Annotated in this window: 13 protein-coding genes; 9 read left to right on the top strand and 4 right to left on the bottom strand. The window is 69.7% G+C overall.

What is annotated here, in order from left to right; all coding sequences use genetic code 11:
• Window positions 1-38: 38 nt before the first annotated feature.
• Complete coding sequence (locus RPX00_RS46980) at window positions 39-1,223, bottom strand: MFS transporter (RefSeq protein WP_406635854.1); 1,185 nt, start codon at window positions 1,221-1,223, stop codon at window positions 39-41.
• Window positions 1,220-2,575, bottom strand: a complete 1,356-nt coding sequence (locus tag RPX00_RS46985; protein WP_406635856.1) for an amidase — start codon at window positions 2,573-2,575, stop codon at window positions 1,220-1,222. The genes RPX00_RS46980 and RPX00_RS46985 overlap by 4 nt, the downstream gene beginning before the upstream one ends.
• Window positions 2,576-2,788: 213 nt before the next feature.
• Here RPX00_RS46985 and RPX00_RS46990 point away from each other — a divergent pair, with 213 nt between their 5' ends.
• A complete protein-coding gene (locus tag RPX00_RS46990; protein WP_406643330.1) occupies window positions 2,789-3,571 on the top strand; it encodes a serine hydrolase in 783 nt (260 codons plus the stop codon).
• A gap of 6 nt (window positions 3,572-3,577) precedes the next feature.
• Here the strand turns inward: RPX00_RS46990 and RPX00_RS46995 are convergent, their stop codons facing one another.
• Window positions 3,578-4,600, bottom strand: coding sequence for a M48 family metallopeptidase (locus tag RPX00_RS46995; protein WP_406635858.1), 1,023 nt, complete (start codon window positions 4,598-4,600; stop codon window positions 3,578-3,580).
• 337 nt (window positions 4,601-4,937) lie between these two features.
• Between RPX00_RS46995 and RPX00_RS47000 the strand changes: the two genes are divergently transcribed.
• Window positions 4,938-5,150 carry a diguanylate cyclase gene (locus tag RPX00_RS47000; protein ID WP_406635860.1) on the top strand — a complete coding sequence of 71 codons (213 nt, stop codon included), beginning with the start codon at window positions 4,938-4,940 and terminating at the stop codon, window positions 5,148-5,150.
• A 112-nt stretch (window positions 5,151-5,262) separates the two neighbouring features.
• A complete protein-coding gene (locus RPX00_RS47005) occupies window positions 5,263-6,120 on the top strand; it encodes an SAM-dependent methyltransferase (protein WP_406635862.1) in 858 nt (285 codons plus the stop codon).
• 200 nt (window positions 6,121-6,320) lie between these two features.
• Here RPX00_RS47005 and RPX00_RS47010 read toward each other — a convergent pair whose 3' ends face one another.
• Window positions 6,321-7,274, bottom strand: a complete 954-nt coding sequence (locus RPX00_RS47010) for a hypothetical protein (RefSeq protein WP_406635864.1) — start codon at window positions 7,272-7,274, stop codon at window positions 6,321-6,323.
• A gap of 97 nt (window positions 7,275-7,371) precedes the next feature.
• On the opposite strand from RPX00_RS47010, the gene RPX00_RS47015 reads away from it, so the two are divergent.
• From RPX00_RS47015 to RPX00_RS47040, 6 genes are all read left to right on the top strand, one after another.
• Window positions 7,372-8,385, top strand: a complete 1,014-nt coding sequence (locus RPX00_RS47015; RefSeq protein WP_406635866.1) for a HutD family protein — start codon at window positions 7,372-7,374, stop codon at window positions 8,383-8,385.
• 20 nt (window positions 8,386-8,405) lie between these two features.
• A complete protein-coding gene (locus tag RPX00_RS47020; RefSeq protein WP_406635868.1) occupies window positions 8,406-9,233 on the top strand; it encodes an SCO6745 family protein in 828 nt (275 codons plus the stop codon).
• A 68-nt stretch (window positions 9,234-9,301) separates the two neighbouring features.
• Complete coding sequence (locus tag RPX00_RS47025; protein ID WP_406635870.1) at window positions 9,302-9,712, top strand: hypothetical protein; 411 nt, start codon at window positions 9,302-9,304, stop codon at window positions 9,710-9,712.
• Between the two features lie 267 nt (window positions 9,713-9,979).
• On the top strand, window positions 9,980-10,945 hold the full coding sequence (locus RPX00_RS47030) for an AraC family transcriptional regulator (protein WP_406635872.1): 966 nt from the start codon (window positions 9,980-9,982) through the stop codon (window positions 10,943-10,945).
• Between the two features lie 166 nt (window positions 10,946-11,111).
• Window positions 11,112-11,837, top strand: a complete 726-nt coding sequence (locus RPX00_RS47035; protein WP_406635874.1) for a GAF and ANTAR domain-containing protein — start codon at window positions 11,112-11,114, stop codon at window positions 11,835-11,837.
• A gap of 149 nt (window positions 11,838-11,986) precedes the next feature.
• Window positions 11,987-14,761, top strand: a complete 2,775-nt coding sequence (locus tag RPX00_RS47040) for a BTAD domain-containing putative transcriptional regulator (RefSeq protein WP_406635876.1) — start codon at window positions 11,987-11,989, stop codon at window positions 14,759-14,761.
• Window positions 14,762-14,798 lie beyond the last annotated feature (37 nt).

The following is a 14,798-nucleotide window of genomic DNA, read 5'->3' on the forward strand; positions in this document are numbered from 1 at the left end:
CGTCATATCGCGTTCCTCTCGATCACCCGGGCAATGTATCAGGTCACCAGCTCCTCAGATGAGTTTTCGCATGGCTGAACGGGCAGGACGCGGTCGCGCAGCCGGGTGCCGAACAGCACGGCCACCCCGAACACCACGAGCACCGCGCCGAGCGTGAACCGCAGGCCTTCGGTGTCGGCCAGCCAGCCGAACAGCGGCGAACTCAGCCCGCCGACCGACATCGCCAGGCCGAGGGTCAGCCCGCTGGCGGTGCCGGGACGCGTGGGCAGGTAGTCCTGGGCGAGCGTCACCTGGTTCGCGAACGGCAGGAACATGGCCAGCCCGAACAGCACGGCACTGAGTTCCAGGACGAGATGGTTCGGGCTGAGCACGATCCCCGCCAGCGCCGGGATGCCCAGCAGATACCCGGTCCGGATCGGCATCAGGCGGCCCATCCGGTCGCCGAGCCAGCCGCCGAGCAGGGTGCCCGCGGCGCCAGCGAGCGTGAACGAGGTCAGCGTGACCGCGGCGGCCGCGGTCGAGGCGTGCAGCTCGCGAATCGCGTACAACGACAGCAGCGAACTCACTGTCACATAAGGGATTGACCAGCCGACAGTCGCCGCGACCAGTCTGCCGAAGGCGCGCCAGTCGTCCGGGATGTCTACTGTGGACTCTTTGGCCGCGCTGCCGCTGCTGGCCGGAGCAGGGGCGTGCCGGCGATTGAGCAGCCACAGCAACGCCATCACCACGGCCGGGACTGCCAGCAGGTACGTCCCCGAGAGTCCGAGCGAGCCGACGACCGCGGTGACTAGTGCGGGGGCGAGCGAGCTGCCCAGCGTGCCGCCGACCGAGAACAGGCTCATCGCCTGCTGCGACCTGCCGCCGGCCGCGCGGGCCTGGTTGGTGGCGGGCGGATGGTAGGCGGCCACGCCGATTCCCGCCACGGCGACGCAGATCCACGTGAGCAGGTAGCTGTTCGCGAAGCCCGCGGCGGCGATTCCGCCGGCGGCCACGAGGAAACCCAGGGGAGCCAGCCAGTTGCGGTGGGACCGGTCCACGATCATCCCGAAAACCGGCTGCACCACGCTGGACAACCCCGTGGCGGCCAAAGCGATCCCGGACACCGCCGCGTAGCTGTAGTGGCGCTCGCTCATGAGGAACGGCAGCAATGCTGGGACCGCGCCCTGGTACAGGTCGTTGACGACGTGGGTTCCGGTCAGGAAACCCAGTTGAGCCTTTCTCATCGCTGTGCTCGCTCCAGTTGTGCCGCAACGGAAATGACGGTTGCCTCAGCGCCGTAGCGGCCGGTGAGCAGCACACCGACAGGGAGCCCGTCCTGGTGTGCTGGGATGGTCATCGACGGCTGGCCGGTGATGTTGGCCAGCGGGGTGAGCGGGTGGAACTCCAGCATGTTCTCGAAGGTCCGCGCGGGATCGGCGTCGACGAGGCCGCCGACCAGCGGCGGCAGCGTGGCCGTGGTGGAGCTGAGGACGACGTCGAACCGGTCGTAGCGGTCGGCGATCCGCCTCGCGGTGGCCTGCATCGACGCCAGCGCGGACATGAACGTCAGCGCGTCGTAGCCGCGGGCTTTCTCGCGCAGCCATCGGGTCAGCGGCAGTAAGTCCTGCTCCCGCTCGTCGGGGACCGGGACCGAGCCGGCGAGCACCGACCACACGACGGTGAACTCCGCGCGATAGTCGTCGGGGCCGGACGGCGCGGCCTCCTCCACGTCGTGCCCCAGGTCCGCGAGCAGCTCGGCGGTGTCGTCGCACGCTTGCCGGCACTGCGGGTCCTCGGTCCGCGGTCCACGGAGCACGCCGATCCGCAACCGGCCGGGGTCACGGCTGGCGCTGTTCAGGAAGTGCCCGGCCGGGGTTGGCGGCAGCTGGTGGACGTCGCCGGGGCGCGCGGTGCTCATGACGTCCAGCAGCAGTGCGGCATCCGCGACCGTGCGCGCGATCGGACCGGCGGTGGCCAGCCCGGCGGAGTCCGCGCCAGGCACCGGACTCACCCGGCCCCGGGTCGGCTTGATCCCCACCAACCCGCAGCACGCGGCCGGAATCCGCACCGAGCCGCCGCCGTCGCTGCCGTGCGCCACCGGGGCCAATCCCGCCGCGACCGAGGCGGCGGCCCCGCCGCTGGACCCGCCCGCGGTGCGGGTGCGGTCGTGCGGATTGCGGGCCGGGCCGAACGCCGTCTCGGTGTAGGAGGAGCAGCCGAACTCGGCCGCGTTGGTTTTGCCGAGCACCACCATGCCCGCGCGCCGCAACTGCGTGACCACCGCCGCGTCGACCTCGGCGACCCGGTCGGCGAAGACCTTCGAGCCTGCTGTGTACCGCAGGCCCTTGACCGGCCAGGTGTCCTTCACCGAGACCGGCACCCCGCACAGCGCGGGCAAGTCTCGCGTGCCGGACATGACCAGTGCCTCCGCCTCGCGGGCTGCTTCGAGCGCGCCCTCGTGGTCGACCGTGAGGTAGGCGCCCACTTTTTCGTTGCCGCGATCGATCCGGGCCAGGTACTCGCCGGCGAGTTCGACCGGGGACACCTCGCGGGTCCGCACCGCGTCCGCCAGCTCTGCGAGCGTCAGCTCTGCCATCTCAACTCCTCATGTCCTCTGAGGACTTGGACGGTAGCTCATGGGGTGGAGTTAGGCAATCCTTACTTCGCGAGCCAGGTCGGCCGCCGCCGATGTGACCGCCGCCACAGGAGTCTGATGGCAACCTTCGGCACGCACGAACGCCCCGAGAACAGAACAACCACATTGGGGGACAAAGTGAAGAGAAGACTTTCCGTAGCACTGGCCGCGACAATGGCCGTACTCACGCTGACCTCCGCCGCGCCCGCCAGCGCGTCCGGGCGCTTCGATCGGGAACTCCAGGCGCGCATCGGGCGTGCCCAGGCTTACGCCGACAGCAGGCCGGGCGTCACTGGGATTGTGCTGCGGGACCGGTGGACTGGCGCCGTCTACCGGAGCAAGGCCGCCGGGACGCTGATCTGGGCCTGTTCCACGCCGAAGCTCGCCATGGTCGTGGATCTGTTGCTGCGCAACGACTCTGGCGCGATCCAGCTGAGCGCCGAGGATCGGGAGCTGATGCACCGGATGCTCAACTCCAGCGACGACGCCGCCGCGCACACGCTGTGGACCCGGTACGGCGGGGAAGCCGAGTTCGCCAAGCGGTTCCCGTCCTACGGCATGACCGACATGCGGTTCACCGACCAGCATCCGCACCACTGGGGCTGGATCCTGACCACCGCGAACGACCTCGACCGGCTGGTCAACTACGTGCTGACGCGGCTGCCCGAGCAGCACCGCGACTACCTCGTTCGCGAGATGCGCAACGTCGACGTCAACCAGCAGTGGGGCGTCTGGGGTGCGGGCGCCGCCGCGCGGCCGGGCAACAAGGACGGCTGGTCCGACGACAACGACGACGGGTCCTGGATCATGAACTCGGTCGGTTTCGTCGGGCCGCACCAGCGGTACACGCTCGCGCTGATGAACAACACCATGGTCGTCCAGAACGGATACGAGACCGGCAAGGAGACCACGACCAAGATCAGCGAGATCTTGTTCGAGGGGTATTTCCAGGACTGAGCGCGGTCAGCCGGCACCGCCGAACTTGGTCCAGACCTTGCTCGCGGCGCCGGCCACCGTCTCGCCGACTTCGGTGAAGACCTTCGTGAGCGGGTCGGCGGAGGCGGTCCAAGAGTCCTTGTACGACTTCGCCGCGGACTTCAGGTCGTCTTTCCAGTCCGCTGCCGGGGCGTCGTCGGCGCGGCGGAGGTAATCGCCGGCCAGAATCGCGCGGTAGTCCTCGGACGCGGCCCATTTTTGCAGCTGCGTCGCCCGGACCACGGCGAACGGGTGCGTTTCGGTCTCGACGTATTTCAGCTTCAGCAGGCTGTCCCGGATGTCTTCGACCGACTCGTATTCCGCGCCCTGCTGGAGAAACGACGGGATGTCGATACGGGACGGGTCGAGCCCGCCGGCGATCTGGATCTGCGCGCGCAGCGCCTCGGCCGGGTCCTGGCCGCACAGCAGGCCCGCGCGGTCGCACGACAGCTCGGCCTTGCGGTACCACTCGCTCAGCGCCGCGATGATCGCCCGGATGCCGAGCGCGCTGACCGGGGTCCAGGACATCGACAGCTGGAGATTGATCAGGCGCACCATGATCGTGCGGTAGACCGCGTGCCCGGACAGCACGTGCCCCATCTCGTGCCCGATGACGAACCGCAGCGATTCGTGGCTCATCTGATCGACGAGCGCGGTGCTGATCCGCAGGAACGGCTCGTCCATGCCGAGCGCGGCCGCCTGCAGGCGCGGATCCTGGTAGACGAACAGGTTCGGCACGGCGGGCAGATCCAGCGTCTCGGCGCATTCGTGGCGGAGCCGGTCGAGTTCCGGGTATTGGCGCGGCCCGACGCGAATCGAGGACGCCAGCGCCATCAGCCGTTCGCCGCGTTCGTTGTAAAAACCGGAAACCGCGCTGATCACCTGAGCGAACCCGGGCACCGAGCGCAGGGTGGCGAGCGCGCCGCGGTCTACCGGATGTTCGTAGGCTCTCGGGCTGATACCCGGAAACCGGACGGCATTGCGCCGCGCAGCTTCGATTTCGTCAGTCATCGCTCCCCCAGGAAGATTCTGAACGGCAGCTTACTCGAAACCGATCACCGGATGATGCCGAGGCACCGAGGTCCGGCGATTCTGGTGCCCATTCACGGAAACACGGAGCACCCCGCAAGCAGAAACCCTGTTGTCCAGAACACTATCCGAGTACGGTGCGTACCACGGCGGACACGGCAGGCTGTCGCATGGGCCGATCGGAGCATTCATTTGCCGCGGTTTTCGCGCGCGGCGAGTTCCGGGCATTGTTCGCCGGGTACGCGATTTCCACGGCTGAGGACCAGTTCGCGCGCGTCGCGGTGTCGGTGCTGGTGTTCGATCGGACCCGGTCGGCCGGATGGACGGCACCGTCGGCGTGCTCCTGCTTGACCTCGACCATTTCAAGGGGGTCAACGACCGGTACGGCCACCTCGCCGGCGACGCCGTTCTCCGTGCGGTCGCCGACGCCCTCAAACACACCGTTTCCGTGCTTTCCCTCGACACGACCGATCGCACCGGTGCCCGCGTCACTGTCACCGGGCTGACCGCGTCCATTGGCGCCGGGGCCTGATCGCACTGTCCGGGCGGCCGCGTTCGACTCCAGCGAGATCCGGTAGCGCGCTGCCCGTCCGGCGAGTCCGGCCGGATTGGATACCATTAGTCACGACTGCGGGGGAGGCGGCGTGACACAGGGACCCGAAGAGCCCATTCCGGGCGTGGACCTCGATCGCCCCAGTGTGGCGCGGGTTTACGACTGGTATCTCGGCGGCACGGCCAACTGGGCCATCGACCGGGAGTTCGGCAAGATGGTCCTGGCGGCGTTTCCGGCCGGGATGTACTGCGCACGGGCCAATCGCGCCTTTCTGCACCGCGCGGTACGGCATCTGGTACGGCGCGGCGTGCGCCAGTTCGTCGACATCGGGTCCGGCGTTCCGACGATGGGCAACGTGCACCAGATCGCCGACGAGGTCGCGCCGGATTCCCGTGTCGTCTATATCGATCGCGAGCCCGTCGCGGTCGCGCATTCGCGGATTTTGCTGGAGCGGCACGGCGATCCCACGCGCCACGCGGTGATCCACGGCGACCTCCGCGAGCCCGACGAACTCTGGCAGTCGGTCGCGGACACCGGCGTCGTCGACCTCGGCCAACCGCTGGCCCTGCTGGTCACGGCGGTGCTGCACATCCAGCAGCCCGGCCCGGACGGGCGCGATCTCGGGCCCGAAGCCATTGCGCGGTACCGGGAAATGCTGCCTTCGGGCTCGTATCTGGTGCTGTCGCAGATCACCCACGACGGATTGCCGGAGGATCTCGCCCGCCAGTTGCACACGGTGATCGAGCTGTACGACACGAATGTCAGCAAACACGTGCTGCGCTCGAACGCGGAGATCCGCGCGTTGTTCGGCGACTTCGAACTGCTGGACCCGGGCGTCACGTGGACGGCGGCCTGGCATCCCGAGGAAGGCGGGCCCAACACGCCAGTCGTCGACTTCGCGGATCCCAGCGAGGCGGCGATGCTGGCCGGGGTCGCGCGAAAGCGCTGAGGGAGAAGGCCGTCGGATTTGATCTCGGCGGCGTGCGCGATCGACCTATGTCCCACCGAATCGTGACGTTCGCGACCGGCGCAGCTTTGGCCGCTTCCGCCACGACCGCCAGCGCGGCGCAAATGTGCCCGATGGCCGTCCCGGCGGAACCCTGCTCGCAGCAGCAGATCCCGCCGACGGTGCGTGTGCCCGTGCGCTGATCACGACCGCAGTTCGGCCCGCAGCAGCATGGCGTTGCGGAAGATCCCGTCGGGCGGCGCGGTCGTTCCGCCGTCGGTGGTCAGGTAGAGGACTCGGCCTTCCTCGCCCGGGGCCCAGGCCGCGCTGGACGGTCCGATCAGGCGTTCGTCGAACGGCTCCCCCGCGACGTGCCGGACTTCGCTGCCGTGCCGTGGGGCGAGCGGCACCCGGTCGAGCGTGTTGGCGCGATGCCTGGTGACGTAAGCGAATCCGGCGTCCTCGTCAACGGCGAAGTCGTCCGCGTTGTCGATCGCGGCGACGAATTCCGCGCCGCCCGACGGGTCGAGCGTGACCGGGTCGACCGGCACTCGCATGAAGACTTTCTGCGCGGTCGAGGTGTAGTAGAGGTATCCGGTCCGCGCGCTGTACCGGACGCCGTTGACGCCTGGCTGCCGCGGCGGGGCGACCTCCGCGTCCGGGTCGTCGGCCATGGTGTCGTGGGCCAGCCAGACCCGAGCCTGCGCGCTGCGAGCGTCGGCGTCGAGGTCGACACGCCAGATCAGCCCGGCGAAGCAATCCGCGACCGCGAGCGTCGAGGGGCCGAGCAGGCAGCTGCCGTTGAGGGCGCGCACTCGGTCGTCGAAGGTGAAGACGACCTCTGGGGAAACCGGTTCGCCTGGGGTCCAGCCGTTGAGGTCGAGCCGCACCAGATGCGATTCGTGCGTGGTGTATCCCTCGGTCAGGCTGATCAGGAAGACGTCCGGGAGGACTTCGACGATCCCGGTCACCGGGTGGTCGAAGCGGTGCACGAGAACCGGGTGCTGCGGTTCCGGCACGAGCCACAGCTCCTGCTGCAGGAGGACGGTGACCAGCACCGAACCGTCGGCGCGGACGGCGAGGTTCTCCGGGAAGTACTTCTCCGGGAAGGACGCGACCGGGGTCAGGACGACGTCCGGGACGGGGGCCATCGGCATGGCGCTGCTCCGTTCTGAGGCATAAAAGAGGACGGACATCCGCTTTTCTTTCACGCTATGCTCCGGTCCAGCACGTGTCAAGGCGAGGGAGCGGGTCATGCCGAGGGTGAGCCAGCAGTACAAGGACGACCAGCGAGGGGAAATCCTGGCGGCCGCGCGCCGCTGTTTCCTGCGCGACGGCTTCCACCGCACGTCGATGCAGGACGTCTTCGCCGAGGCGGGCAAGTCCGCTGGCGCGGTTTACCGGTACTTCCCGAAGAAGGAGGACATGATCGTCGCGGTCGCCGCGCAGAACCTCGACGACGTCGCCGGGGTCCTGCGCGCCGTGCTCGCCCGCGGCACTGGCGGCAGCGGGGTCGGGGAGGTGATGGCGGAACTGCTGGAGGCGGTGCTCGGCCTGCACCGCGACCGGCAGCTGGCGGGCATGGCGGTGCAGGTCTGGGCGGAGGCCCAGCGCAACCCGGACCTGGCCAGCCGGCTCACCGCCGCGACGGTCGAGATGAGCGGCGAGATCGCCGCCCTGGTCGGCGAGCGGCCGGACGCGGACGCGCTCGCTCAGGTGATTTTGTCGCTCCTGCCGGGGTTTCTGTTCAATCTGGCGCTGTCCGGACCGGACGCGGTGGCCGGATTCCCGGACGCGGTCCGCACGCTTTTCCCGGCAGTGAGCAGACCGAGCGACCTGCTCGTCCCGTCCGAAGTCACCCCGGCCCCCTGGCGCAACGGAGCGGGCACTACCCGGGAACTCGCCACCGAGACCGACCCATCCGGCGAAACGTGCTGGCGGATCAGCGTCGCCGACCTTCTCGAAGACGCGCCGTTCTCCGCTTTCCCGGGGATTGACCGGCTTTTCACCGCTCTCGGGCCGCTCCGGCTGACCGTCAACGGCGTGCCGAAGGACCTCAAGCGCGGCGATCAGCTCCGGTTCGCCGGCGAGGACGAGGTGACCGTCAGCCTCGATCAGCCGACCCAAGCCCTCAACGTCATGACCCAGCGTGGGCGGTACCGGGCCGAGGTCGTGCTCCGCGCTCCGAACGCGGGCCGCACGGCCGGGTCGACGGCGACGGTCGACCTTGGCGAGCAAGTCGCCGATATCGTGCTCCACGACGCGTAACCGCTGGCATGATGCAGCCCATGACCAGCACTGCCCGGCGCATGTTCGAGCTTCTGGAACCGATTTGCCTCGTCACGTTCTTCGCTGACGAGTGCAATGCGGAGCTGTCCGCACTCGGTCACCGCACCTATTGGGACGGCTACTTCGCCAGCCGCGCCGCACCGTTGGGCCGGGTGCCGGCGGAGGTCGTGGACGCGGCCTTCTACAGCTTCGCCGACGGCGAGGTCGCGCGGCACATCCCGAGCGCGTGGGAGACGATCCCGCCGGAAGCCTCCGTCGCCGCGCGGGAGCGAGGCAGCGCGGCTTCGTTGCGGCGGATCCTCGGCGACGAACTGGCCGGCTCCCCCGGCCTGGTGCGCGCCGCCGACCTCACCACCAAGGCCGCGACGAGCGCGCCCACCGCCGGTCGGGTGATGTACGCGGGAATGCGTTCGCTGCCGGTGCCGAGCGACCCGGTCGCGCGGCTGTGGCATTCGGCGACCATGCTGCGCGAGCACCGGGGCGACGGGCACATCGCCGCTCTCGTCGGCGCGCGCATCGGCGGGACGGAGGCGCACATCCTGTCCGCGCTGGACATGGACATCCACCCGCCGGAGTCATTCGGACGCGTCCATCATTTGCCGAAGAAAAGGCTGGCCGCGGTCATGAACGGCCTGCGCGAACGCGGACTCGTCGATGCCGAGGGCCGGTTCACCGACGCGGGCCGCGAACTCAAGCAACACATCGAAACCCTCACCGACGAACTCGCCGCCGCACCGTACGACGCGCTCTCGGCCACTGAACTCGACGAACTGATCGCCGCACTGAAACCGATCACCGCACGGCTGGAGGCCACCGGATCACGGTGACCAGCAGGACGTAACGGGCACACGCCTCGCTGCGACTTCGGAGAACCCGAGTCACAGCGAGGTGTCTCATGTCCATTGCCAAAGCCTTCGCCACCACCACCCCGACGACGGAACCGACGAGCGGCAATCTCGGCGATTCGGCGCCGGCGGGCACTAAGAGCGTCAGCGACTTCGTCACCGTCCAATCGCTCACCAATTTCGCCGCCATGACCGGTGCCATCTCGGCGGCCTGGGGCGGCGCGCAACGGCTCTGGAATCCGTTGCACGGCCAGTGGTTCCCGTTCACCCTCTGCGCGCTGTTCGGACTGGTCTCGCTGCTGGCGTCACGGCCGGGCGATCCGGCGCTCGACGCTCAGGGCACTCCGCTGGCTCAGCAAACCTCGCCGTTGGTCCGGTGGCTTCAGCCGTCGTTTATCGCGGCGGTCAACGTGTTCGTGCTCTACGGGGCGGTGGTGGGAGCGACCGCGGCGGTCAAGTGACCGCGGAAAATGAACGTCCGTACGGAATAGAAATCGTTTTCTCGGCTATTTCGCGCGGTGCCGGGAAAACGTGGACTCCCGGACCTCTCCGGCGAGGAGTACCGTTGCGGAAGCGCTGGCAGAGCGGAAGGCAGGATCCGGCAGACCGGCGACAGTGAGGCGTTTTCGCATTCGACGCGCTGCCGACGGGACGGCCATTGTCCCGCGATTCCCTGCCCGGAGGGCAGCGCGCCGGTGCCCGGACGCCGGTGAACGGCGGGAATCGTGATGAAGGAACTCGATTTCGACAGCGAAGACCTGGAACTCACCGAGGAGTTCCTCAGCAGGGCCTACACCAGGATGCAGATCGGCGGCGACGTCGAGCAGCCCCGGGCGCACGTCTCCCGCAATGTCCTCGGAACCGTCAGCGTGGACGATCTCGAGTTCGGTTACGACATGAGCCACGACGCGCAGACGCTCGGCAAGATCTGCCTCGGCAACGTGCATTCCGGCTCGATCGTCCGGCAGTATTTCCCGGACGGCGAGGAAGGGTATTTCGGGCCCGGCGACGTATTCGTCTACGCCCCGCACGACCGGCCTTATGCCGGGGTCATCCGCCGTTCCGGCTACAACCTCGTCATGTTCGACCCGCAGCTGCTGACCCGGGTGGCCGCCGGGCTTCCCGGCCGCAGGCCCGATCCGGTGCGGCTGACCGGCGACCGGCCCGTTTCGCCCGCGGCCGCCCAGCACTTGCGGCGCACCATCGCCTATCTGCGCGACGGCGTCTGCGCCGATCCGGAGCTGAGCCAGCAGCCGCTGCTCGTCTCCGCCGCCACGCAGCTGCTGGCCGCGAGCGTGCTGACCGCGTTCCCGAACACCGCGACGACCGATCCCACCGGCGAGGACCGCCACGACGCGCATTCGGGCACCCTGCGCCGCGCGATCGCCTACATCGACGAGCACGCCCACGAAGACCTTTCCGTGGCCGACATCGCCGCGGCCATCCATGTCAGCGTCCGCACGGTGCAGGTCGCCTTCCGGCGGCATCTGGACACCACTCCGATGGGTTACCTGCGCCGGGTCCGGCTCTCGCACGCGCACGCCGACCTGGTGGCCGCCGACCCCGGGAGCGCCGTCACGGTCACCGCCGTTGCCGCGCGGTGGGGGTTCTTCCAGCTCGGCCGGTTCGCCGCCGCCTACCGCGCCGCCTATGGCTGTTCCCCGCACGAAACCCTCGTCCAGCGCGGGCCCTGAGCGGGCTCGCTGCGTTTTCTGCATACCCGTTGCCGAGTGCTGCGTTATCGGCATGGCCGCGCCCTGCGAATCCGGGCTTCACTGAACGTATGCGGCAGACCGCCGCGTACACGCCTCGCGAGGATTCCCTGCGCCCGCACGGTTCCCGCCTGCCCGGAGGGGAACCATGCCCGCTACCGAACGCGAAATGCTGGTCGCCGAGACGGTGCTCCGGCTGGCCGCGCACGACCAGGAAGTCCCGGACCTGGTCCACGACCTCACGACCGGCCTGGCCGCCCTGCTCGGCCTGCGCGCCGCGGGGGTCGCGGTCCTCGACGAAGCCGGGAAAGCGGACTGCCTCACCACCTCCGACCCGGCGTTCCTTCCGTTGGCACGAAGCCAATTCGAACTCGGCGAGGGTCCCGCGGTGGACTGCATCCGCAGCGGCGCCGTCCTGCCTCCGGTCACGCTTCGGGCAGCGGTGCCGCAGCGCTGGCCCTGGTTCGCCGCCCAGGCGCTCCGGGCAGGCATCGCGCGCGTCGCCGCCGTGCCGCTGCGAGCGGGCGAGCACACCGTGGGCGCGGTGACGTTGTTCAGCGGGAACCCGGTGGTGCCGGCCGCGCAGGACCTGCGGCTGACCCAAGTCCTCGCCGACGCCGCCGGGGCCAGGCTGTCGCAACGCCAGGCGCTGCGCACCACAAACGAGATCATCGAGCAGTTGCAGACCGCGCTGACCTCGCGCGTCGTGATCGAACAGGCCAAGGGGATTCTCTCCGCGCACCTGGACATCCACGTGGACGAGGCCTTCGAACGGCTGCGCTCGCACGCCCGCGCGCGGCGGGTGAAGCTCAGCGAACTGGCCGGCCGGATCGTGCAGGGAGAAATCCCGTCCGGCCTGACGGCCCTCGCCTGACCGGCTCGAAGGCGATGGGCCCGAACACCCGGGACGCTCGGCGGCGGAACTACGACGCGGGACTACCGAGCGCTCCGACTTAATTCCGATTCATGCCCGCCCGGCAATGCCTTAGCCTCTTTCGGTGGTGGACCGGGGAGGCTCAGGCAATGGCGTTGGAGTTCCGGGTGCTGGGGGAGGTCGGCGCGAGCGCGGACGGCGAGGTGCTGGCGGCCGGGCACGCGCGGCAGCGGCTCGTGCTGGCCGCGCTGCTGCTCGACGCCGGCCGTGTCGTGCCCGCCGACCAGCTGGTGACCCGGGTGTGGGGCGAGCATCCGCCGTCGCGGGTCGCGAACGCGCTGCAGACCTACATCGCCCGCCTCCGCCGGGTGCTGCAGCCGCACGGCGGGGCCATCGAACGCCGCTCCGGCGGGTACGTCATCCCGTTGCCGGATCCGGACGCGCTCGACCTGAACCAGTTCACGAACCTGGTCGCCAAGGCCCGCGCCACCGCTGACGACGGCGAGGCGGCGCGGCTGTATCAGCGTGCCCTTGAGCTGTGGCAGGGCGACGCGTTGCTCGGGCTCGAATCTGCGTGGGCCGATATCGTCCGGCATTCGCTCAGCCGTCAGCGCACCGCCGCGGAACTCGACTACGCCGATCGGCAGCTGCGCCGCGGCCGGCACGGCGACGTCCTCGGGCTCCTGTCCCGGCGCGCGGACGAATACCCGTTGGACGAACGGATCGCCGCCGCGTTGATGCGCGCCTTGCACCACAGCGGCCGCACGGACGAAGCCCTCGCCCGCTACCGGCAAACCCGCACGACACTGCGCGACGAACTCGGCGCCGACCCGTCGCCGCAGCTGCGCGCGGTGCACGAGGACATTCTCGCCGCGCAAGCCTCGCCGCCCGCGGCACCGCGGGTGATGGCCGCGCCGGTCCCCCAGCAGTTGCCGCCCTCGCCACCCCGATTCACCGGCCGCGACGACGAAATCCGCCACCTCGACACCCTCGCCGAGCGGCACGCCACGGTCCCCATCACCGTCCTGCACGGCGGCGGCGGAATGGGCAAAACCGCCCTCGCGCTGCACTGGGCGCACCGGCAGGCGACCGCGTTCCCGGACGGCCGGCTTTACGTCGACCTGCGCGGATTCAGCCCGGACGGGGACCCGACCCCGTCCGACGTCGCGCTGCGGGGCTTCCTGCACGCACTCGGTGTCACCGGTGCTTCGATCCCCGCCGATCCCGACGCCCGGACCGCGCTCTACCGCACCCTTCTCGCCGGGAAACGCGTCCTCGTCGTGCTCGACAACGCCCGCGACAGCGCCCAGGTCACGCCGCTGCTGCCGGGCGATCCGGGCTGCGCCGTCGTCGTCACCAGCCGCAACCGCATGACCAGCCTGACCACCACGCACGGCGCGACGCCGCTCGCGGTCCGGCCGCTGCCCGCGCCGCAAGCCCGCACCGTCTTGACCGCCCGGCTCGGCCCAGATGCCCTCGCCGCTGACCCCGACGCCGCCGAACAGCTTGTCACGCGCTGCGCGGGTTCGCCGCTGGCGCTCGGAATCCTCGCCGCCCGCGCCGCCGAACACCCCGACTTCCCGTTAGCCGCGCTGGCCGCCGAACTCACCGACGTGAGCGCACTCGACGACGGCGACGCCAGTGTCGCGGCGGTCCTGTCGTGGTCCCTGCGCGCTCTCCCGCCGCAGCACGCCGAGGTCTTCGAGCTGCTCGGTCTCGCGCCCGGACCGGACATCAGCGTCCGCGCGGCCGCCAACCTCACCGGGCTCGCCCCGAACGCGATCGCGGCGATTCTCCGTGCGCTGGAACGGGTTTCGCTCGTCGAACAGGACGCGCCCGGCCGCTACCGGATGCACGACCTGGTCCGGCTTTTCGCGAAGACCCACCTCAGTCTCCCCGCCGAGGAGCGCACCGCGGCGCTGCGTCGCGTCATCGGCTACTACACCGGCACCGCGCTGGCCGGAAACCGCGTCCTGCATCCGCACGGCATTCCCCCGCACGGCATCGACACCGGACACGACCATCCCTACCCCCACCAGCTCACGGATTCCGACGAAGCCCTCGCCTGGTTCGACGCGGACCACGACTGTCTCCTCGACGCCCAGCGAACCGCCGCCGCGCAAAGCTGGCACCGTCCGGTCTGGCAGATCGCCTGGGCGTTCACCGCCTACCACTACCGGCGCGGTTTCCTCCACGAAGACCTGGCCGTCTGGGCCGCCGCGGTCCACGCCGCCGACGCGCTCGGCGAGCCGGAAACCCGCGTGCTCGCCCACCGGCGCTACGGGCTCGTCAACGCACGCACCGCTCAGCACGACAACGCGCTCAAGCACCTCTCCAAGGCACTGGAGCTGGTCGACCTCCGCGACCTCCGCGTACGGGCGATCATCGAGCACGATCTGGCGCAGTCCTGGGGTTTGCACGGCGACCAGCGCTCCGCGCTCCGGCACGCCGAACGGTCGCTGGAGCTGTTCCTGCCGCTGGGCAATCCGGTGTGGGAAGCGCAGGCGCGCAACGGCGTCGGCTGGCATCTGACCTTGCTCGGACGGCACGACGAGGCCCGGCCCCATTGCGAGCGCGCGCTGGAGCTGTACCGGAAGGAGAACCATCCGGCGGTCGCCGACGTGCTCGACAGCCTCGGCCTCATCGAGCACCACACCGGCCAGCACGCCGACGCGGTGCGGCACTACCGCGAAGCGCTGGCCAGCTACCGCGAAACCGGCAACACCTACCTGGAAGCCGACACCCTCGAGCACCTCGGCCACACCCACCGCGAGATGGGCGACCACGGCAAGGCGCGCACCGTCTGGCAGCTCGCGCTCGACCTGTTCCGCGCGCAGGGCCGGTTCGCGGAGGTCGCCACCGTCGAGGCCGCGCTGGCTCGGCTCGACTCCGGGAAAACCTGGCCTGCACCGCGCATTCGCTGATCGGATGGCTCATGCGGAGCTGGCGGGAGCAGATCAA

Origin of the sequence: Amycolatopsis sp. WGS_07 (assembly GCF_045278895.1) — a bacterium.
Taxonomy (GTDB): Bacteria; Actinomycetota; Actinomycetes; order Mycobacteriales; family Pseudonocardiaceae; genus Amycolatopsis.

What these genes read in the sequence shown, in the direction of transcription:
- RPX00_RS46980 (WP_406635854.1), bottom strand. Translation starts at nt 1,223, where the DNA reads ATGAGAAAGGCTCAACTGGGTTTCCTGACCGGAACCCACGTCGTCAAC.
- RPX00_RS46985 (WP_406635856.1), bottom strand. Translation starts at nt 2,575, where the DNA reads ATGGCAGAGCTGACGCTCGCAGAGCTGGCGGACGCGGTGCGGACCCGC.
- RPX00_RS46990 (WP_406643330.1), top strand. Translation starts at nt 2,789, where the DNA reads ATGGCCGTACTCACGCTGACCTCCGCCGCGCCCGCCAGCGCGTCCGGG.
- RPX00_RS46995 (WP_406635858.1), bottom strand. Translation starts at nt 4,600, where the DNA reads ATGACTGACGAAATCGAAGCTGCGCGGCGCAATGCCGTCCGGTTTCCG.
- RPX00_RS47000 (WP_406635860.1), top strand. Translation starts at nt 4,938, where the DNA reads ATGGACGGCACCGTCGGCGTGCTCCTGCTTGACCTCGACCATTTCAAG.
- RPX00_RS47010 (WP_406635864.1), bottom strand. Translation starts at nt 7,274, where the DNA reads ATGCCGATGGCCCCCGTCCCGGACGTCGTCCTGACCCCGGTCGCGTCC.
- RPX00_RS47015 (WP_406635866.1), top strand. Translation starts at nt 7,372, where the DNA reads ATGCCGAGGGTGAGCCAGCAGTACAAGGACGACCAGCGAGGGGAAATC.
- RPX00_RS47020 (WP_406635868.1), top strand. Translation starts at nt 8,406, where the DNA reads ATGACCAGCACTGCCCGGCGCATGTTCGAGCTTCTGGAACCGATTTGC.
- RPX00_RS47025 (WP_406635870.1), top strand. Translation starts at nt 9,302, where the DNA reads ATGTCCATTGCCAAAGCCTTCGCCACCACCACCCCGACGACGGAACCG.
- RPX00_RS47030 (WP_406635872.1), top strand. Translation starts at nt 9,980, where the DNA reads ATGAAGGAACTCGATTTCGACAGCGAAGACCTGGAACTCACCGAGGAG.
- RPX00_RS47035 (WP_406635874.1), top strand. Translation starts at nt 11,112, where the DNA reads ATGCCCGCTACCGAACGCGAAATGCTGGTCGCCGAGACGGTGCTCCGG.
- RPX00_RS47040 (WP_406635876.1), top strand. Translation starts at nt 11,987, where the DNA reads ATGGCGTTGGAGTTCCGGGTGCTGGGGGAGGTCGGCGCGAGCGCGGAC.